The organism is Serratia aquatilis (genome assembly GCF_044865145.1).
Taxonomy (GTDB): Bacteria; Pseudomonadota; Gammaproteobacteria; order Enterobacterales; family Enterobacteriaceae; genus Chania; species Chania aquatilis.
Window position 1 is genome coordinate 4,925,322 of sequence record NZ_CP173186.1, and the last position, 21,439, is coordinate 4,946,760.

Annotated in this window: 15 protein-coding genes and 1 pseudogene; 10 read left to right on the forward strand and 6 right to left on the reverse strand. The window is 50.6% G+C overall.

Annotation, left to right across the window (positions count from 1 at the left end):
* Positions 1-291 precede the first annotated feature (291 nt).
* Together tssH and SAQUA_RS22380 are read right to left on the reverse strand one after the other, a co-directional pair.
* On the reverse strand, positions 292-2,940 hold the full coding sequence (gene tssH, locus SAQUA_RS22375; RefSeq protein ID WP_380676542.1) for a type VI secretion system ATPase TssH: 2,649 nt from the start codon (positions 2,938-2,940) through the stop codon (positions 292-294).
* Between the two features lie 1,024 nt (positions 2,941-3,964).
* On the reverse strand, positions 3,965-5,899 hold the full coding sequence (locus SAQUA_RS22380) for a gamma-glutamyltransferase family protein (protein ID WP_380676544.1): 1,935 nt from the start codon (positions 5,897-5,899) through the stop codon (positions 3,965-3,967).
* Positions 5,900-6,100: 201 nt separating this feature from the next.
* On the opposite strand from SAQUA_RS22380, the gene SAQUA_RS22385 reads away from it, so the two are divergent.
* The gene (locus SAQUA_RS22385; RefSeq protein WP_380676546.1) at positions 6,101-6,262 is read left to right on the forward strand and encodes a hypothetical protein; all 162 of its coding nucleotides are present in this window, start codon (positions 6,101-6,103) and stop codon (positions 6,260-6,262) included.
* Between the two features lie 321 nt (positions 6,263-6,583).
* Here SAQUA_RS22385 and SAQUA_RS22390 read toward each other — a convergent pair whose 3' ends face one another.
* Positions 6,584-7,006 (reverse strand): DoxX family protein, encoded by a 423-nt coding sequence (locus SAQUA_RS22390; protein WP_380676548.1) that lies wholly within the window; start codon positions 7,004-7,006, stop codon positions 6,584-6,586.
* A 425-nt stretch (positions 7,007-7,431) separates the two neighbouring features.
* Positions 7,432-8,241 (reverse strand): DeoR family transcriptional regulator, encoded by an 810-nt coding sequence (locus SAQUA_RS22395; protein ID WP_380676581.1) that lies wholly within the window; start codon positions 8,239-8,241, stop codon positions 7,432-7,434.
* 248 nt (positions 8,242-8,489) lie between these two features.
* On the opposite strand from SAQUA_RS22395, the gene kbaZ reads away from it, so the two are divergent.
* The 8 genes and pseudogenes from kbaZ to kbaY all read left to right on the forward strand — a co-directional run bounded on the left by kbaZ (position 8,490) and on the right by kbaY (position 15,046).
* A complete protein-coding gene (kbaZ, locus tag SAQUA_RS22400; RefSeq protein ID WP_380676550.1) occupies positions 8,490-9,782 on the forward strand; it encodes a tagatose-bisphosphate aldolase subunit KbaZ in 1,293 nt (430 codons plus the stop codon).
* 23 nt (positions 9,783-9,805) lie between these two features.
* Complete coding sequence (gene agaV, locus SAQUA_RS22405) at positions 9,806-10,279, forward strand: PTS N-acetylgalactosamine transporter subunit IIB (protein WP_380676552.1); 474 nt, start codon at positions 9,806-9,808, stop codon at positions 10,277-10,279.
* Positions 10,280-10,288: 9 nt separating this feature from the next.
* Complete coding sequence (gene agaW / locus SAQUA_RS22410; protein WP_380676554.1) at positions 10,289-11,071, forward strand: PTS N-acetylgalactosamine transporter subunit IIC; 783 nt, start codon at positions 10,289-10,291, stop codon at positions 11,069-11,071.
* Positions 11,061-11,936, forward strand: a complete 876-nt coding sequence (gene agaE, locus SAQUA_RS22415) for a PTS N-acetylgalactosamine transporter subunit IID (protein ID WP_380676556.1) — start codon at positions 11,061-11,063, stop codon at positions 11,934-11,936. Before agaW ends, agaE begins: the two co-directional genes overlap by 11 nt.
* Positions 11,937-11,961: 25 nt before the next feature.
* Positions 11,962-12,396: a PTS galactosamine/N-acetylgalactosamine transporter subunit IIA gene (agaF, locus tag SAQUA_RS22420; protein WP_380676558.1), complete on the forward strand. Its 435-nt coding sequence runs from the start codon at positions 11,962-11,964 to the stop codon at positions 12,394-12,396.
* Positions 12,393-12,506, forward strand: a pseudogene (locus SAQUA_RS22425) (N-acetylglucosamine-6-phosphate deacetylase); the annotation flags it as partial. The gene agaF and the pseudogene SAQUA_RS22425, both read left to right, overlap by 4 nt.
* A 497-nt stretch (positions 12,507-13,003) precedes the next feature.
* Positions 13,004-14,158 (forward strand): SIS domain-containing protein, encoded by a 1,155-nt coding sequence (locus SAQUA_RS22430; protein ID WP_380676560.1) that lies wholly within the window; start codon positions 13,004-13,006, stop codon positions 14,156-14,158.
* Between the two features lie 12 nt (positions 14,159-14,170).
* A complete protein-coding gene (gene kbaY, locus SAQUA_RS22435; protein WP_380676562.1) occupies positions 14,171-15,046 on the forward strand; it encodes a tagatose-bisphosphate aldolase subunit KbaY in 876 nt (291 codons plus the stop codon).
* 368 nt (positions 15,047-15,414) lie between these two features.
* Here kbaY and glgC read toward each other — a convergent pair whose 3' ends face one another.
* Positions 15,415-16,695, reverse strand: a complete 1,281-nt coding sequence (glgC, locus tag SAQUA_RS22440; protein WP_380676564.1) for a glucose-1-phosphate adenylyltransferase — start codon at positions 16,693-16,695, stop codon at positions 15,415-15,417.
* A gap of 437 nt (positions 16,696-17,132) precedes the next feature.
* Positions 17,133-18,449 (reverse strand): glutamate/aspartate:proton symporter GltP, encoded by a 1,317-nt coding sequence (gltP, locus tag SAQUA_RS22445; RefSeq protein WP_380676566.1) that lies wholly within the window; start codon positions 18,447-18,449, stop codon positions 17,133-17,135.
* A gap of 858 nt (positions 18,450-19,307) precedes the next feature.
* On the opposite strand from gltP, the gene acs reads away from it, so the two are divergent.
* Complete coding sequence (gene acs, locus SAQUA_RS22450; RefSeq protein WP_380676568.1) at positions 19,308-21,266, forward strand: acetate--CoA ligase; 1,959 nt, start codon at positions 19,308-19,310, stop codon at positions 21,264-21,266.
* The last annotated feature ends 173 nt before the right edge of the window (positions 21,267-21,439 follow it).

Genomic DNA, 21,439 nt, shown 5'->3' on the forward strand with positions numbered 1-21,439 from the left:
ACCTCGCAGAGAATGCTAGGCTGTGTCCCTTAATTGCACGCGAGCGCCGCTGGCGGTCATTTGCGCACAGGGCAAGGCGTGAGCCGCGAGGTTTGGTGGACCAAATAAGCGGCGAACAACGCCGCAATGCGCGCAAATGGCCCCAGCCCGAAGGGTCGCGCCCCAAAAGCCCGTTTTCTGTGTTGTCGGGCTTGAACAGAGGGCCACTCTGCCCTGCGCCCTCCGCCTTGATAACGGGCTTTTGGGTCTGCGACGGCACCACGGGCAATTAAGGGACACAGCCTAGGGCACTCATGGATGCCCTCTTTCGGCCTCCTCACCAAATTCCAGCACAATCCCTTCTTCTTCATCCCAACCCAGCGTCAGTGAAGAAAGGTGGTGTTGCGCAGCCTTATGGTTGAGTAACTGCTGGCTCAACACCGGCAGAATTTGCTGGTTCAGCAGGCTGTCTACGTTACGTGCACCGGTATCCGGCAGCAGGCAGGCGGCGGTCAGGGTGTCGTACAGGCTCTCTTCGATGTGGGTGGCAATACCGTAATGGCGCTGCAGGCGGCCACTCACTTGTGCCAGCTTGATACCAACAATGGTACGCATCGCCTCTTGCCTCAACGGGCGGTAAATCACCGTCTGGAACCGTGCCAGCAACGCAGGTTGAAAATGGTCGCGCAGTATTGGCCGCAGTAACTCTTGCAAATCCCCTTCGCTCGCCTCTGGCTGTTCATCCAACCGTTGCATCAGAAGGTCACTGCCCAGGTTCGAGGTCATCAGGATCACGGTGTTGCGAAAATCAATTTCGCGCCCTTCACCGTCGCGCATAAAGCCCCGGTCAAACACCTGATAGAACAGGTTCATCACGTCCCGGTGCGCCTTCTCTACCTCATCCAACAGCACTACGCTGTACGGGCGTTTGCGCACCGCTTCGGTGAGAATTCCGCCCTGACCGTAGCCCACATAGCCCGGCGGCGCCCCCTTGAGCTGGCTGACTGTATGCGGTTCCTGGTATTCAGAGAGGTTGAGGGTGATAAGGGATTTCTCACCACCGTACAGCACGTCGGACAGAGCAAGTGCGGTCTCAGTCTTGCCCACCCCGCTCGGGCCAACCAGCAGGAAAACCCCTTGCGGCCCGTTCTCCGGCGTCAGCCCGGTTTTGGACGCCCGTAGGCGTTGGGCAAGTGCGGTCAGCGCGGGATCCTGGCCCACCACCCGGGTGGCCAGTTGCGCTTCGAGCGTCAGCAGTTCGGTCTGTTCGTCCTTCATCAATGAAGAGAGCGGCACACCGGTCCAGTCAGCAATCACCGTGGCAACGGTACGTGTATCCACGTCCAGAGATAGCAGCGGCGAGCCGCTCTGCACTTGTAATAGTTCGGCCTGTAACGCTTCCAGCTCGGTGGCTTCGCCGGGGTTACGCCGGGCGTTGATAATCAGCCCGGCCAGCCGTTTTTCTGCTTCATATTGCTGCTGCAACGTTTGCTGCTCTACGGTCAGCGCCGCGCGGCGGGTTTCAATGACGGTCAGCCGCGCGGCGTCGTTTTGCGGCTGGAAGCGTAAATCCTGTTCGATAGCCTGTTGTTCCATCGTCAACGCCGCCAACTCTGCGTTAATCGCCACCAGCGATTCCGGCAGGGTGTCGAGGCTCATACGCACCCGCGCCCCGGCGGTGTCCAGCAGGTCGACGGCTTTATCCGGTAGTTGACGACCGGTCAGGAAACGGCGGGACAAGGTAACGGCAGCGGTAATAGCGGTATCCAGCATATGCACACCGTGGTGCTCGGCGTAGCGTGATTTCAGGCCGCGCAACATCAGGCAGGCTGTCTCGTCGTCCGGTTCGTCTACCTTGACCATCTGGAAACGGCGCTCCAGCGCGGCGTCGCGCTCAAAATATTGCTTGTATTCGCTCCAGGTGGTGGCGGCAATGGTGCGCAGTTCGCCCCGGGCCAGCGCTGGTTTGAGCAGGTTGGCGGCATCCGCACCGCCCGCCTGATTACCAGCACCGATAATGGTGTGAGCCTCATCGATAAACAACAGCACTGGAGTAGGAGATTGCTGTACGGCTTCAATGATATTCTTCAACCGCTGTTCAAACTCGCCTTTCACCCCAGCTCCAGCTTGTAATAGCCCGAGATCCAGGGTACGCAGGCTGACGGTTTTCAGGCTGTCCGGTACGTTCCCCTCGGCAATGCGTAGCGCCAATCCCTCCACCAGAGCGGTTTTCCCTACCCCCGGCTCACCCACCAATATCGGGTTGTTCTTGCGGCGGCGGGAGAGAATGTCCATCATTTGGCGGATTTCCGTGTCACGGCCAAAGATCGGGTCAATCTGCCCGCCCTTTGCTTTGGCAGTCACGTCAATCGTGAATTTATCCAGCGCAGCCTGTAATGCTTCGTTCAATGACGGCGTGGACCCTTCGGGTGCAGGCGGGGTATCCAGAGTGGCGGACGAACTGTTAAGGCTGGCCTGCTGTTGCTGCGCGGGCCGCTCTTCCGACTGGCTGTCCAGCAACGGGCGCAGCCGCTCCAACTGGCCAGCAGTCAGGGTCAGCAACGGCCACAGACCATCGCAGTGGACCAGTGCAGGGCTCTCTTTCAGCGCCCCCAACAGATGTACGCTGCGGATCTGCTCGTCACCTGCCTGTGTCGCGATCAGCCACGCCTGTGTTAGCAAGGTGGCCAGCGATGCAGACAGTTCCGGGCGGCTGCGCACCGAGCGGGGCTGTGTATCAAGCCAGTTGAGCAGTGATTGCCAGACGCTGTCCATATCCCACTCATAACGGCGAGCCAACACTGTCAGGTCGCCTTCCCCCTGTTCCAGCAGTTTGAGCAGCCAGTGTTCCGGTGTGATGTCTCCGTGCGCACGGGTCTGGCACAAGGTGGCCGCCGCAGCCAGCGCGTGGGCACAATAGGGGTTTAACCGACGTAGTAAGTATGATGAATGCGTTGTCATTGAGACTTCCTTGTTGACTGAGGGTGCCGCGCGGGCACACTACCGCCCATAGCCATTTCCTGTAACAGGAGACCAAGGCCCATTCGGTGAGGAGTTGTGCTTTTTTCAGCGCACCCGCTCACAGGTATGCTGAAAAAAGCAGACGGCGAACCGTCTACCCATAGAAATAAATATAAGAATGGCCCCCTGCCAGACAGCTACTTCCTTTTTAGGACAATCAATAGGATCACAAGCCAGCACATTCATCACGGGATAATGGCAGAGCGCAGTGGAGATTGGCTTCATCGAAAACATAAATGAAAATGAATTAAACGGATCAACAGGAAGTGTAGAAATATCGAACTAATCGGTAAAAGTTAATTACGTAACAGAATATTACAAAAAATCTCTATCATGGTAATAATTTATATGGATTTTATATTTATTAGTTTAAATTCAAAGAGTTAAATAAAACCAAGAAACAAGAGAGTAATTTACGAGCGTAATTTAATACGGTAAAAAGGACGTTTATACCCACAGACATGCATTGATAAGCAGTATTTTTATTTACTGAAGATGCCTCGATACATTCAATTAATTTTATAAACATTTATATATTGAATGCATTTCGACCATGAAATTAATTAATATTTATACTCAAAATAATTCGGGTTGCTTGTAGGCGGCAAGCTTGCGAAGCCCCAGGAGCATAGATAACAATGAAAGGGCTGATGACCGCCGTCATCGCTGATGCATCGTCATTAATAGAGTAAAACCATTGGAATGTAAGGGGATGAATTAGGCTGTTTCCTGATCTCCGCGCTATCGTTCCGTTGCCTCGTTATCCAGATAGCGAGGCAACGAAAGAAGCGCCAGATCGCCAAACCACAGCCTAAGCTATATGCCGTGCAGTTTAGGCTGTGTCCCTTAATTGCACGTGAGCGCCGCTGGTGGTCATTTGCGCGCAGGGCAAGGCGTGAGCCGCGAGGTTTGGTGGACCAAATAAGCGGCGAACAACGCAGCAATGCGCGAAAATGGCCCCAGCCTAGTAGGCGATCGAATAACAGTCACGCCGAGGGTCGGCCCCGGCAAAACGGTTGGCCGACGCTGGATCAATCAGCACCGAGGTAGCACAACCCGACATACCGAAAGTGCGCAAACGGCTGACCTCATGGCCTCGCGATTTCAGTTCGTTGTACACCGCGTCAGGCACGGTAGCCTCAATCGCCAGCTTGTTGAAACCCGCAGCGTGTGGCCAGAACGAACCATAAAGGTGAGAAGTCTGCACTCGTGGCGCTTCAAAGGCCTTATTCAGGTTGGGATACCAGTCATCCCAGCGTTCTGTGGTGCTTAGCAGTGCCTGGAGTATGGTCTGTTCCTGATTGTCGCCCCCCGGTGAACCTAGCGCCATAAACGGTTTACCATCCTTGAAAATAATAGTTGGCGTAAGTGTGTAACGTGGGCGGGCGTGTGGGCGCACCTGATTGGCATGATGCTCATCCAGCCAGAACTGTTCGCCGCGCACACTCATGGCGATACCCGTATCACCTAGGATAACCGCACCGGGGATCCAGCCACCACTCGGTGTGGCGTCGAATAGATTACCGTCTTTATCGACAATCGCCATGTGGGTAGTGTCTTTCGATATACCCGCAGAATCACGCCCCAGCGAAGCAAGCATAATCGGTTCAGACAGCAACGCGGCTGTTTGGCCCGGGCGAGTCGTATCAGTGACATTGATCACCGCGTACGGCCATTCCTTTACTTTGCTATCATATTTCAGCGGGTTGCCAGCGATGTATTGCTTCGAGGCATGTTTAGGGTCGATCAGCGCGGCACGCTCTTTAGCATAGGCCTTTGACAACAGCCCTTCGGCAGGAACCTTCACAAAGGTTGGATCGGCGTAGTAGGTATCCCGATCGGCATAGGCCAGCTTCAGTGCCTCAACCATCGTGTGTAAATAATCTGCGCTGCCAAAACCCATCGCTTTCAGATCGAATTGTTCGAGGATATTGAGCGTTTGCAAAAGCACCGGACCCTGGCTGCCGAAACCCTGTTTATAGACGGTATAGCCACGGTAGGTGGTGCTGGTTGGCTCTTCGATACGGGCATAGAAATCGGCAAAATCGCTCTCGTCGAATGGTGCTTCGTTCTGACGCAGGAAAGCGACCATCTGTTTGGCAATATCACCTTTATAGAAACGATCACGCGCGGCAACGATAGCCGCTGCCCTTCCCTCTGCTTTCGCAGCGCGTTCGGCCTCAACCATTCGCCGCAAGGTATTGGCCGTCGCCGGCAGTTTGATCGTCTCGCCGACTTTATATTGGGTGCCATCCGCTTTGTACCAATAAGCCTTGTTGGCAGGCCAACGATCGAACAGTTTGGATTGCGCAGCGATAGCACGTGCAGTGCTTACTCGCATCGGGAAACCATTTTCAGCATATTCGATGGCTGGTGCCGAAACCTGTTCGAAACTCATCGTCCCCCAACGCTCGAGCACCGTCAGCGCCGCATGAAGGGAACCGGGAACCACCGCTGGATCGAGGCCTTCTCCCTGCAACGTCTTGTTGCGTGAGAGATACCAATCGACATCAACCGCATGCGGCGCCCAACCTTGCCCAACGATGGAGGTCACTTTGGCTTCAGAAACCGGATACACCAGAACCAGTGCTTCACCACCCAGGCTGTAAAGATCCTGCTCGAGTACGCCGCCTGCGATCAGCGCAGCGACACCCGCGTCAAAAGCATTCCCCCCTTGCAGAAGAATGCGCATAGCGACAGCGGTAACCAGCGGATCACCGGTTGAGACTGCGGCAGTATGGCCCATGATGGCCGGACGCAACCCAACATTGGCAGGTTGCTGATCCTGAAGTGGTACCTGTGCCAAAGCGCTCTGGAACGACGCTAACGTGGTAAGTACGGTAATAAACTGTGAAACCCTTTTTCCCCATCCTTTCGACGAACACACCTGCTTTTTCATACGCGACTTTCCTGTTGTCATAAAGCTGTGAGCTTTGACGATAGCAGTATTTGTAGGATGCGCAAGATTTTGTATTACAAAGCATATTCAGCAGGATAGCGCTGTTTTTTAACTCCAGGATGATTACCCCTAGTCCAACGAACCAAACTCCATACTCAGGGGTTCAATCAGTGCTAAAAATTCATCACACCGGGTTTGCCCTTGCCAAGACGCGCAAATTGCTTCTGCATGCTGCCGGTCATCGGCAAAGGCGAGATCGATAAACATCCCATCACCCAGGCTCACCAGATGCTGGCTTTTCCATCCTGGCTGGCGAGAGAGGAGATCCTCTCTTCACGCAGTGATTACGGATATCAACCATGAGGATGCATAGGAACTCAAAACCACGTGGAAGCCTCTATTCATAGCGCTTTCGCTTATATCGGTATCACCGAGGTGCATGAAGCGGCCATTGAGTACCATGAATTTGCCGCTCATCGGATGAGCTCCAGCAGGACGGGCCGGTTCGAACGATAGCTTGGTGGCGAGTATCGGATTAGCCATGTTGTTGGGTTATTGGATAAAAAATGCGGCGATTGCCATCGATAGGTTTCAGCAAACCAGCTGTAGTTTTCTGTGGGAAGGGGAACAGACCAACATGTTCCCCCTTTTAATAAGATACCATTGCAGTTTATTACACCACTCTCAGCGCCAGTCCGGGTTTTTCATTACCGAATAGCGACCGCTACCGAGGAATGCAATGGCCAATCCGGCAAAGAAGTAGACGGCAATATCTTCTGCTCCCCAGGCTCCTACTTTGGTCAACGTCAGCACACTGCCAGGATCGATCAGCAGGTAGGCGACCAGCATGGTAAATGAAAACACCAACGCAGCCGGACGAGTGAAGATCCCCAACACCATCAGCAATGGCGCCACTAACTCACCAATAAAAACGCCGTAACCGATAAAGCCCGGCAAACCGTGCTGGGTCAGCATCCCCTGAATATTTTCGATGCCGTCGATCAGTTTATGCCATCCGTGGAACATCATCATAATACTGAATGCCAAGCGCAGGATGAGCTTTCCTAGATCTGGGCGATCCATTAAACGATTAAACCAATTAACCATATTGCACCTATTGAAAGTGAGTGAGAATCACAATCAATATAATCTTGGTTGTATAATGTTACAGGGGAAATTCAGGAAACATTGATCGAGAGCAATGTTAAATTCATATAAAACAAAAAATTACATCATTATTCATATAATGGATAACAACAAATTAAAGTACCCAACATTCTGAGATGATTAAGCCATTGCTGTGAATACTTGTGGAAATCATTCATTATTAATAAGAAAAAATGATTTTAATCCTTACACGGCAATACACTATGAGGACGGTAAAATCACATTATGAGAAGGGTAGTTACTGGATACGCCTGTACGGAGCGATCTTTCCAAGTTGGGGATCATTCTGGATGACGAGTACAATCAATTTGCCAGATGCGACCACATGTCTGCCACACCCGGCAATTTCGATATGTCTCTCGCTTTTATTTACCCACCAGCACCACTTCAACGCCACTCCTGCGTAACCCCTCAAGGCTTGCCGCAGAAATGTCACTGTCGGTGATCACCATATGAATACGTTGTGTATCAATGATTTTGTGCAGGCTTGAACGGTTAAACTTGCTGGAATCGGTAACCACGATGATACGCTCTGCCACTTCACACATGCGGCGATTGAGACGCGCTTCATCTTCGTTATGGGTACTCACTCCACGTTCCAGATCGATGGCATCAACGCCGAGGAACAGCATATCGAAATGGTAATTCTGCAACGATTGATCGGCCTGATCGCCATAAAAAGAGAGGGACTGACGGCGCAAATGTCCACCGGTCATTAATACCTCGACACCCTTGGCTTCCAGCAACGCATTGGCAACGTTCATGCCATTCGTCATGACAATCACCTCTTTGTGCTGACGCATAAGACGCGCAATCTCATAAGTGGTGGTGCCGGAATCAAGTATTACGCGGTGCCCCGGTTTAATCAGTTCTACAGCTTCGCGCGCAATGCTGCGCTTCAGGGAAGTATTCAGGGAGCTTTTATCTTCTACCGAAGGTTCTGATACAGGGACTAACGGATCACACACGAGTGCACCACCGTAGGCACGAACGGCAATCCCCTGCTTTTCCAGAAATGCTAAATCGTTACGGATTGTGACAGTGGAAACACAAAAAAAAGCTGATAAATCATTAACCTGTACACTTCCCTGTTGGCGCAAACGCTGAATTATCTGCTCGCGTCTCTCGCTGGTACCGATGATACGTTTATCGGTGACGGAATCGCTATTGTGCATGGGTAACCCTTTCATAAAATCCTTTGTTTCATTTCACTTCACCTATTAATACCTTTCTTTAAGTGGAAAGCAAGTCTCGGCACTACTCACAACCACTCATCCCTTCGTTCAATATCTTTCGTTACATACCTTTTGTGAAACGGATCCCAACTTCATTACCCTTCTCTTTATTTTAATTTTGCAATAAAGCAGTATCAAGAGACACGAATCGAAAGATAAAATGCAACAAAACCGATACGGAGAAGAAAGTGAAACATTTAACCGAGTTCGTGGCCCAGCATAAACAGGATAATCGTTGTGGCATCTTTGCTGTCTGTTCTGCTCATCCGCTAGTACTCGAAGCAGCCATGCGGCACGCCAAAGAAGCCCATTCAACCCTGCTTATCGAAGCCACTTCAAACCAGGTTGATCAGTACGGTGGCTACACCGGCATGACCCCCGCTGACTTCTGCCGTTTCGTTCAACAATTGGCAGACCGGCAACATTTTCCCCGCGAACGGTTGATCCTCGGCGGTGACCATCTCGGCCCAAACCGCTGGCAGGCACTGCCGGCCGCAGAAGCCATGGCCAAGGCAGATGAGCTGATTCGCAGTTATGTGGCGGCGGGATTCAAAAAAATCCATCTCGACTGCAGCATGTCCTGCGCTGACGACCCGGTGCCACTCACTGATGCTATCGTTGCCGAGCGGGCAGCCAGGCTGGCACGGATCGCCGAACAAACCTGTATTGAGCGGTTTGGTGAGCCCGATCTGGTGTACGTTATTGGCACCGAAGTGCCGGTACCTGGTGGCGCTCATGAAACTCTGGGGGCGTTAGTCGTCACTACGCCACAAGCGGCAAGAAAAACGCTTGAAGCCCACCACCACGCTTTCGAGCTGCAGGGGCTGAATGGCCTCTGGCCAAGGATTATCGGGCTGGTTGTGCAACCAGGCGTCGAGTTCGACCATACTCAGGTGATTGACTTCCAGCCGCATGAAGCCCTGGCTTTGAGCCAGATGATTGAGGCGTCTGACAGCATGGTGTTTGAAGCTCACTCCACCGATTACCAGACCCCGTTTGCCCTGCAACAACTTGTTCAACACCACTTTGCGATCCTGAAAGTCGGCCCCGCACTGACCTTTGCCCTGCGCGAAGCGCTGTTTTCACTGGCAGCAATTGAACGGGAACTACGCCCAGCACATCAATGTTCTGGCCTGCGCGACGTATTGGAAAATGTGATGCTGGATCACCCCGAGTATTGGCAGCAGCACTACCATGGCAACAATGGAGCGCTGCGTCTGGCGCGCAACTACAGCTACTCTGACCGCGTGCGCTATTACTGGCCAGACCAGGATATAGACGACGCCTATAGCCGATTGGTCGACAATCTGGCCAACGAGGCCATCCCGCTGCCGCTGATCAGTCAGTACCTGCCACTTCAATATGCACGAGTTCGTGAAGCACTTATTACCGCCATGCCACACGATCTGATTATCGACCATATCCAGGATGTACTGCGCCAGTACCATGCGGCCTGCCTGGGTAAATCGCCACAGATTTAACACAATGATAATAAGGAAAACAGATGCCAAACATTGTATTAAGCCGCATTGATGAGCGCCTGATCCATGGTCAGGTTGGCGTGCAGTGGGTTGGGTTTGCCGGTGCCAACCTGGTGCTCGTCGCCAACGATGAAGTTGCGGAAGACACCGTACAGCAAAATCTGATGGAGATGGTGCTTGCTGAAGGAATTGCGGTGCGCTTCTGGCCATTGCAGAAAGTGATCGACAACATTCATCGCGCCGCCGACCGCCAGAAAATTCTGCTGGTTTGCAAAAGCCCGCAAGATTTCTTCACCCTGGTAAAAGGTAACGTACCGGTAAATCGTATCAACGTCGGCAATATGCACTACGCCGAAGGCAAGAAACAAATCGCCAAAACCGTCTCTGTAGATGATCAGGATATTGCCGCATTCAACGGCCTGAAAGATGCCGGAGTGGAGTGTTTTGTTCAGGGCGTGCCCACAGAACCGGCTCAGGATCTCTACAAACTTCTCTGAGGACTTGTTATGGAAATCAGCTTATTGCAGTCCGTAGCGTTAGGCATTCTGGCCTTTATTGCCGGGCTGGATATGTTCAATGGCCTGACGCATATGCACCGGCCAGTGGTATTGGGCCCATTGGTTGGCCTGATCCTGGGTGACCTGCATACCGGTATTTTAACCGGTGGCACGCTGGAACTGGTTTGGATGGGGTTGGCGCCGTTGGCCGGTGCACAGCCGCCTAACGTGATTATCGGTACCATTGTCGGAACCACCTTTGCCATTACCACCGGGGTAAAACCGGAAGTTGCCGTCGGGGTGGCGGTGCCATTTGCTGTTGCGGTACAGATGGGGATCACCTTCTTGTTCTCCATTATGTCCGGCGTGATGGCGCGCGCTGACCGTATGGCGGCTAATGCAGATACCAAAGGGATTGAGCGAATCAACTACTTGGCAATGCTGGCGCTGGGTATCTTTTACTTCCTTTGCGCTTTCCTGCCGATCTTCTTCGGTGCTGAACACGCGAAGGCGGTAATTGACGTTCTGCCAGCCCGCCTGATCGACGGGCTCGGCGTGGCAGGCGGCATCATGCCAGCTATCGGTTTTGCCGTATTGCTGAAAATCATGATGAAAAATGTCTACATCCCCTATTTCATTATCGGTTTCGTGGGTGCCGCCTGGCTGAAACTACCTGTGTTGGCGATTGCTGCTGCTGCACTTGCCTTAGCTTTGATGGAATTAATGCGTAAGGACCCGACTCCCCCGCAACCTTCCCGCGTTCAGCAAGAGGAATTCGAAGATGGCATCTGATACCCAAACTCTGCCACAAGTTGGTAAGCAGGAACCTCTGATCAGCGATGGCAAAGACGATATCTATGAAGATCAGACGATTGGTGCGGAGCTGACCAAGCAGGACATTAACCGTGTGGCGTGGCGCTCTATGTTGCTGCAGGCTTCGTTCAACTATGAGCGTATGCAGGCTTGCGGCTGGTTGTATGGCCTGTTGCCGGCGCTGAAAAAGATCCACACCAACAAACCCGACCTGGCGCGAGCAATGAAAGGCCACATGGGCTTCTTCAATACTCACCCGTTCCTGGTCACCTTTGTGATTGGCATTGTGCTGGCAATGGAGCGTTCCAAACAGGATGTGAACAGTATCCAGAGCACTAAAATTGCCGTTGGTGCACCACTTGGCGGAATTGGTGACGCCATGTTCTGGCTTACCCTGCTACCGATCTGTGGCGGTATCGGCGCCAGTCTGGCACTGCAAGGTTCCATCCTCGGGGCAGTGATATTTTTCGTGATGTTTAACATTGTCCACCTCGGGCTGCGTTTCGGGCTTGCCCACTTTGCTTACCGCAAAGGGGTTGCCGCCATCCCGATGATTAAGGCCAATACCCGGAAAGTCGGTCATGCCGCCTCAATCGTCGGGATGACGGTGATTGGTGCGCTGGTTGCCACTTACGTTCGTCTCTCCACAACGCTGGAAATCACGGCAGGCGATGCGGTGGTGAAACTGCAAACCGACGTTATCGACAAGCTAATGCCCGCGTTTCTGCCGTTGGTCTACACCCTGATCATGTACGCCTTGGTACGTCGTGGTTGGAGCCCGCTGCGCCTTATCGGCATCACCGTGGTGCTGGGTATTGTAGGGAAGTTCGGTCACTTCCTGTAATGCCCTGAAAACGAAAGGAGAGCATATGTTAAGCATTATTCTTAGCGGTCACGGTGGGTTTGCCAGTGGGTTGGAAAAAGCGATGCATCAGATCCTCGGCGAGCAGCCGCAGATCATCGCCATCGACTTTCCGGAAAGTTCTACCACCGCGCTGCTGACCAGCCAGTTCGAGGAAGCGTTGGCCAAGCTTGATGAAAGTGAAGGGCTGATATTTTTAACCGACCTGCTGGGCGGCACCCCATTCCGGGTCGCCTCGACAATGGCGATGCAGAAGCTAGAACGCGAGGTGATCACCGGAGTCAACCTGCAATTGCTGCTGGAAATGGTGCTGGAGCGCGATGGGCTGACCTGTAAAGAGTTCCGCTTGATGGCACTGGAGTGCGGCCACCGTGGCTTAACCAGTTTGGTAGACGAAATGGGGCGCGAACGCACTGCAGAAGTCGCCGAAGAAGGGATATGACCGTGTTGCTACGAGCCAGAAGAATACTGACAGAACAAGGCTGGCTGGATACGGTGGTACGCACTGATGGCGGCACGAATGCCGTCATCAAGCCCATCCCGGTAAACGTGCCAGCGTGATCGCCCTGAATAACCAGCTTTTGCTGCAAAATATTTGGGTTAATGGTCTGGCTGTCTCCCTTTAGACCTTTCACTTACCTCATTTTGGTCCGTGATATGCATTTGCATAGCCCTTTCTTTTCCTTTTCAAAAAACAGTCAAACGGATAAGGATGACAACAAATCCTATGGAAAAGAACATAAGTCCAGACTGCTGACAAACCCCGTTATTAGGGAGAGCGTGCCGATGGGGTCGTAACGGCGTAAGCCGTCGAAGCGCCCCTCGGTGCGCTAGGCCCGGGTATCTCGAGTCAGAAGGCGACTTTGTCATCAACCTCATAAGGCAGATCATGCTTACGACATTACGTTTTGTTTTATTTCTTTTCTGTGTTGATCTTTAATTTCGTTTTGTATAGATTTCATTTAAGCACCAAGTTGATTAAACGAAACGAAAGGCCTTCGAGTTATGTTTTGTTTTCCTGTTGAATATGCACGACTAAGGATTAAATTATGAGTAAAACCCACAGCGCAGGTACTTCCGGCACGCCAACCTGGACCGAACAAGAGATCCGCCAACAACCCGCAAGTTGGATCCAATCGCTGAAAAACATCGAGAACCTACGCGGCACTATTGATGCTTTCCTTGCCCCTATCTTGCAGAGCAATAACCTGAAAATCGTGTTGACTGGTGCAGGCTCTTCTGCATTTATCGGCGACATGATTGCACCTTGGCTTTCTCGCCAAACCGGCAAAAACGTGATTGCGGTTCCAACCACTGACTTGGTTACCAACCCCGTTGACTATCTGTATGCCGAACAGCCAACGTTGCTAATCTCTTTCGCTCGCTCTGGCAATAGCCCCGAAAGCGTCGCCGCAGTCGATTTAGCGAATCAGATCGTTAGTGATTGCCACCATCTGGTCATCACCTGTAACGAAGCAGGCAGCCTGTATAAGAACGCCGCTAACAGCAGCAATTCACTGGCACTGCTGACACCAGCAGAAACTCATGATCGCGGCTTTGCAATGACCAGCAGCATCACCTCCATGATGGCCAGTTGCCTGTCAGTTTTTGCGCCGGATGTTATCAACTGCAACACATTCAAGGATGTCGCCGCACGCTGCGAACAGATTATCGCTTCCTTGGGCGATTTCAGCGAAATTGTGTTTGGCGACTTACCGTTCAAACGTATTGTCTACCTCGGCAGCGGCGGGTTGCAGGGCGTTGCCAGAGAAGCGGCACTGAAAGTGCTGGAACTGACCGCAGGCAAACTGGCGGCGTTTTACGACTCTCCAACTGGTTTTCGTCACGGCCCCAAATCACTGGTTGATGACGAAACGTTGGTAGTAGTGATGGTTTCAAGCCATCCGTATACCCGCAAGTACGACCTCGACTTGCTGGCTGAACTGCACCGTGACCAACAAGCCATGCGTGTGGTAGCAATTTCGGCAACCACCAACCCGGAAATTGAAGCCGGTCCCCACATCCTGCTGCCTACAGCTCGCGAGTTTCTCGATATTGAGCAGGCGTTTTGCTTCCTGATTTACGCACAAGTTTTTGCGCTGGCAGAATCCATCAAAGCAGGTATCACTCCAGATAGCCCTTCCGCCAGCGGTACGGTAAATCGCGTGGTGAAAGGTGTGGTTATTCACCCCTGGAAAGGTTGAGAGGAGCACGCTATGAGTATTATTTCCACCAAGTATCTGCTGCAAGACGCTCAGGCCAGAGGTTACGCCGTGCCTGCGTTTAACATCCACAATGCAGAAACCATCCAGGCGATCCTCGATGTCTGCAAAGAGATGCAATCTCCGGTGATCCTCGCCGGCACACCAGGCACCTTCAAACATATTGCTTTCAGCGAAATCTACGCGCTGTGCGAAGCCTACTCGGAAAGCTATGACATGCCGTTTGCGCTGCACCTCGACCATCACGAATCACTGGAAGATATCAGCAGCAAGGTTAAGGCGGGTGTACGCAGCGCAATGATCGACGGGAGCCACTTCCCGTTTGCCGAGAACGTTAAGCTGGTGAAGTCGGTGGTGGATTTCTGCCACCTCTACGATTGCAGCGTTGAAGCAGAGTTAGGCCGTCTTGGTGGGGTAGAAGACGATATGGCGGTCGATGAAGAAAGCGCGTTTTTGACCGATCCGCAGGAAGCGTGCCGCTTCGCGGCAAAGACCTGTGTGGACAGCCTTGCCGTCGCTATAGGAACCGCCCATGGCCTATACACCAAGCGCCCGAAAATTGATTTCAAACGCTTGGCGGAGATCCGTGAAACGGTCTCTATTCCGCTAGTGCTGCATGGCGCAAGCGATGTCCCAGACGAGTTCGTGCGGCGTGCCATTGAGCTTGGCGTCTGCAAGGTGAACGTAGCGACCGAGCTCAAAATCGCTTTCGCCGCAGCGGTAAAAAAATGGTTTGCCGATAATCCGCAAGGCAACGATCCGCGTTATTACATGCGCGTTGGCATGGATGCGATGAAAGAAGTGGTACGCAGCAAAATCACTGTTTGTGGTTCGGCCAACAGGCTCGCAAGACAGGCTGTTACCGCGTAGTAAATAGGGGGCTGTTGCAGCGTTATCCTTTTCCTAATGGTAATGCTGCCAATGAAAACTATTAGCCAATAGCCAATAGCCAATAGCCAATAGCCAGAAAAAGGATCCGTTGATGAAGAAAGTGTTGAAAAGCTCTTTATTACTCCTGCTCGTCAGCAATGTGGCTTTCGCTGCACAACATCAATTGAATACGCCACCTCGTTTGACGGCAGTAACTAGGCGGTGTTGGTAAAGGATAAACTCACCTGTTGCGATGCTGAGACTTACCGCCCCATTGTTCGTGCAACACCGATGAAAAAACTACAAGTCAGGCCTGGAAATCCAGGCCCGTAACGCCCTGCACAGGGCTCAATGGGGTGAAATAGGGGTTATTGCAGTTTTGCCAACATGTCTTTCGTTACCAACACAATCCCATTTTCAGAACGATAAAAACGGCGGCTATCTTCTTCAGCATTTTCGCCAATGACCATCCCCGCAGGGATCTGGCTGCCACGATCAACAACACAATGGCGCAACCGGCAAGAACGCCCTACGTTGACATCAGGCAAGAGCACACAAGAATCCAGCGAACAAAACGAATTAACCCGAACTCGCGAGAACAGAACCGAATTAACCACCGTCGAACCGGAAATGATACAACCGCCAGACACCAGCGTATTCATTGTCATACCATAGCTTCCTGACTGGTCCTGAACAAATTTGGCTGGGGGCAACGGTTCGGCATAAGTACGGATTGGCCAATTACGATCGTACATATCCAGCTCCGGCGTGACTGCGGCCTGATCCAGATTCGCTTGCCAGTAAGAGTCCAATGTCCCAACATCACGCCAATAGTCAGGCGCACCAGGGGCAGAAGAGACACAGGAAATCGAGAATGGATGTGCCCATACCTGACCTTGGGCGGTAATTTTCGGCAAAATATCTTTGCCAAAGTCATGAGTGCTGTTGCTATCGGCATGGTCATCCTTCAACAGCTTAAAGAGAAACTCTGCGTTAAATACGTAGATCCCCATACTGGCAAGACTGCGGTCCGGTTTACCAGAGAGCGTTGGTGGCTCATCGGGTTTCTCCCAGAATGCTTTAACCTGCAAATTGTCGGAGACTTCCATCACGCCAAACGCCTTTGCGTCCTCTCTCGCGACTTCAATACACGCCACAGTACAAGGGGCTTCACTCAGCACGTGGTCCAGTAACATACGCGAGTAGTCCATCTTGTAGATATGGTCGCCAGCCAGGATCACTACATACTCTGCGCGATAACGCCTGATAATATCCAGATTCTGGAAGATGGCATCAGCCGTGCCGCTATACCAGTGATCGACCCCTTGCCGCTGTTGCGCGGGTAACAGATCGACAAACTCATTCATCTCTTCACTAAGAAACGACCAACCGTGTTGGAGATGCTGCAATAATGTGTGTGATTGATATTGAGTGATGACACCGATACGGCGAATACCGGAGTTGAGGCAGTTTGAAAGTGCAAAGTCGATAATACGATATTTACCCCCAAAGTGCACAGCAGGCTTGGCCCGGACTGAAGTCAAATCTTTGAGGCGGGAACCGCGCCCCCCAGCAAGAACCAACGCCACTGCTTTATTTGGAAGTTGCCTGACCAGCATGGCTTTGTGTCTATCGTCTATCGTTTGCATCTCAAACCCCTTATTTTTGCTAATACCGCTTGCTCCAACGCCTACCGACGACGACTACTCATGCCGTATTTTAGACTTTTGAGAAAACGGCCAGTAAAGAAAGTCACTAGCATTGATTATTAATCAGATTAATTAACGATATTGCGAGTCCTATCAAAATTAACCCAATAATACCTAAGTGTTTTTATGCAAAACGTCCACGCCTCAAGATATCTAAGCTTTATCCTGACGAAGAAAATAGATATAACCGTTGCAATTACACATAATTGACGGACACAAGTTAGCCAGAAAAGAGAACATTGATACTAAATGCTGAAGGGATCTGATTTGAGGTGATGTTTATTATAAAATACCCCGACTATCGAGATCGGGGCATTTAAGATTGCTATGTGGGTAAACCGAACGCGTACCTCATGCTTTGGTAACAGTAGAAAAGGCTACGACTGATTCGCGGGCTTCACTCTACCGGACAAGAACTCCTGTTCATAGGCCAAAGCTTTCTTACCATCAAACTGGTGCTCCCACTTGGCGATGACCAATACTGCCAAAGCATTCCCTACCACGTTCAATGCAGTGCGCGCCATATCCAGAATACGGTCAACACCTGCGATAAATGCCAACCCCTCCAATGGGATCCCGACGCTGCCGAGTGTTGCAAGAAGCACCACAAAAGAGACGCCTGGAACGCCTGCAATCCCTTTTGAAGTAACCATCAGAGTCAACACCAGAATGATCTCTTGCCCCAGTGATAACTCAATGCCATACAACTGAGCAATGAAAATGGCGGCGATACTCTGATACAGGGTAGAACCATCCAGATTGAAAGAATATCCGGTGGGCACCACGAAGCTGGTGATAGATTTTGGCGCACCATAGGCTTCCATTTTTTCAATGATGCGTGGCAGCACGGTTTCTGAACTCGCGGTTGAAAAAGCCAGGATCAGTTCTTCTTTCAGGATCCGGATCAATGTCCAGATGCGCAGTTTACACATCCGCGCAACAGCCCCCAGTATTACCAAGGCAAAAAAGGCGATTGCAAAGTAAACCAGCAATACCAGTTTGGCCAACGGCAGCAGCGAGGCAAAACCAAAATTGGCTACAGTTACCGAGATCAGGCCAAACACACCGATTGGTGCGTAACGCATGATCATATGGGTGACTTTGAACATGCTTTCAGAAACGGCTTTGAATACCTTCAACAAGGGTTCTTTGGTATCTTTTGGTAAGGAAGATAGCCCAAGCCCAAACAGTACCGAGAAGAAGATAATCGGCAGCATGTCCCCTTTGGCCATTGAGGAGAACACATTAGAGGGAATTAACGAAAGTAGGGTTGCAACCAGGCTATGCGAACCACTTTGCACCTGTTCTGTCGTTTTTTCATACTGTGAGATATCGACAGCGGTTAGTGCCGACATGTCAATACCGTGCCCGGGTTGAAAAACGTTAGCCAGTGTTACCCCAACGACAATAGCGATTGTGGTAATCACTTCGAAATAGATAATGGTTTTAAACCCGATACGGCCTAATTTTTTGGTGTCACCAACACCGGCAATACCTACTATCAATGTAGATATTACAATAGGCACTACAATCATTTTGATCAATCGGATAAATATATCACCGGCTGGACTCAATACATTATTGACCAGCCATTCACGAGATTCCGCTTGATTATGTAATACAGCGCCTAAAACAATACCTAATACTAATGCAATCAGAATTTGCCAAGCAAGGCTGATTTTGAAACTCTTCATACCCTAAAGTCCTCAAAGGTTTCTCTCACAAAGCGTTTAACAACCGTTAAACCCAGGAGGGAATACTTAATCATTTAATACGGGCTTATGTTCGTTAACGACATGCGCTTACCTGCCCTTCGTGCAACGCAATATAAATCTTTACCATCTGAAGGCTGGTTTTAGCAAGCCTTGTTTCATCTTGGTTACAACGTCTTTAGCACGTTAAATGAACAAGTTAAAAATTACTATCAACATAATTACTTGTTATTAAAAACATAATGCTAGTGAGAATAGATCAATACCATGACAACTTGAACAAGTTTCAAACAAAATTAAAATGCATGATTTATCATTTGGCTTGCATATTTAATCGTGAACAATGTTTAATATTTGTTAATGAAAAGTTTAAAATGTGAGATAGAAAATAACCAATATTTACTGTATCGCCTAATTACTCATCAAAACATCTAGTCATTTTATTTAATTACACTCAAATATAGATAATTTTAATTTTTAGAAATTCAGTGAAAATGAGTAGGCATTACTAATATAAATATATGTGATAAAGAGCATTGGAAGAGAACAACGTGTAACAACACGCACTCAGAGCCTAAGAAAAATCCCATCATAAGTGGAATAAGTTAGCTTTCATGTATCTTATCTCCTTTTATTTTTTAAAGAAATCTTTAGGAAAATAAGCCAATCACCCGTTTTTCACCGGCAACAGAACGGATATATGACACATTTGGTGTAGTAACTATTACAAATCAATATCTTCGTTGCGTGATCTGCCGCCCAAAAAAGAAACAAAGAATCATAGCAAACTATACTTAACCATCATTTGACATATTATTAACAAATCCAAGGAGAAAAACCATGAGCCAACCGCATAAACATGCCATTCCTGCCGCAATTGCAGAACGCACTTTGATGAATCCAGCACAGTATCAACACTATTACCAACAATCTGTGCAAGACCCAGAAGCGTTCTGGGGTGAGCAAGGCAAGATCCTAGACTGGATCAAACCTTATACCCTAGTAAAGAACACTTCTTTCGATCCCGGTCATATCAGCATTCGTTGGTTTGAAGACGGCACATTAAACCTTTCAGCCAACTGCCTTGACCGCCACTTGGCCACACGCGGTGACCAGACTGCCATTATATGGGAAGGTGATGATCCCACTCAGTCGAAAAATGTGACCTACAGGCAATTGCACCATGATGTCTGCCAATTCGCCAACGTCCTGAAAAAGCTTGGTCTGAAAAAAGGTGATGTCGTTGCTATCTATATGCCAATGGTACCTGAGGCCGCTGTCGCTATGTTGGCCTGTGCGCGTATTGGTGCCGTCCATTCGGTAATCTTCGGAGGGTTCTCTCCTGAGGCCGTTGCAGGCCGGATTATCGACTCTAATACCAAACTGATCATCACCGCCGATGAAGGTTTGCGCGCTGGCCGTGCCGTGCCGCTGAAAAAGAACGTAGATGATGCGTTGAAAAACCCAGGAGTAAAAAGCGTCAACAACGTGGTGGTATTCCAGCGCACCGGAAAACCTGGTTATTGGCAGGAAGGGCGAGACCTCTGGTGGCACGAACTGACCGCTGGGGTTTCTGCTGATTGTCCGCCTGAAGAGATGAATGCAGAGGATCCTCTGTTCATTCTTTACACTTCCGGTTCGACGGGTAAACCAAAAGGCGTCGTTCACACTACTGGCGGTTATCTGGTTTACGCCGCAACAACATTCAAATATGTCTTCGACTACCACGATGGCGACATCTATTGGTGCACCGCAGATGTAGGCTGGGTTACCGGCCATAGTTATCTGTTATATGGCCCATTGGCATGTGGCGCAATTACGTTGATGTTTGAGGGAGTCCCGAACTATCCTGGCGTAAACCGTCTGTCTCAAGTGGTAGATAAGCATCAGGTTAACATCCTCTATACCGCTCCAACGGCAATCCGCGCCTTAATGGCTGAAGGCGACAAAGCCATCGAAGGCACTAAACGTGATTCGCTGCGTATCATGGGCTCAGTAGGTGAACCAATCAACCCGGAAGCCTGGGAATGGTATTACAACAAAATAGGTAACGGTAAGTGCCCAATCGTTGATACCTGGTGGCAAACCGAAACTGGGGGATTCATGATAACCCCGTTACCCGGCGCGACTGAGCTGAAAGCGGGTTCAGCTACGCATCCGTTCTTCGGTGTGCAGCCTGCGCTGGTAGACAATATGGGTATACCGCAAGAAGGGGCCTGTGAAGGTAACCTGGTGATTATCGATTCCTGGCCAGGTCAGGCACGTACTTTGTTCGGTGATCATGAGCGTTTCGAACAAACTTACTTCTCTACCTTTAAAGGCATGTATTTCAGTGGCGATGGTGCCCGCCGTGATGAAGATGGCTATTACTGGATCACGGGACGTGTCGACGACGTTTTGAACGTTTCAGGCCACCGTCTGGGGACAGCCGAGATTGAGTCTGCACTGGTTTCTCACCCTAAAATTGCTGAAGCAGCCGTGGTTGGTATTCCGCACAATATCAAAGGACAGGCAATTTATGCCTATATCACCCTGAACCATGGCGAAGATCCTACGCCTGAACTCTACGCAGAAGTTCGCAATTGGGTTCGCAAGGAGATCGGCCCAATTGCCACACCAGATATCCTCCACTGGACCGACTCCTTGCCGAAAACGCGTTCCGGCAAGATCATGCGGCGTATTCTGCGCAAAATCGCCGCTGGTGATATCAGTAACCTGGGAGATACCTCTACGCTGGCAGACCCGGCTGTAGTCGACAAGTTGTTAGAAGAAAAACAGTCAATGAACGTTCCATCCTAATTGCGCCGCTTCTGGCCGTTCATATGCAGTTGAACGGCCCGTATACCCACAACTTTCAAGATGCAGTAAGAATTTTCCCCAGTCATTTCGGCTGGGGCGGATGAAGACGGCCAATAAGAGCGGTTACTTGAAAGTAATCAGGGTATTGCGCGGCGTACTCTATCAATACCGAC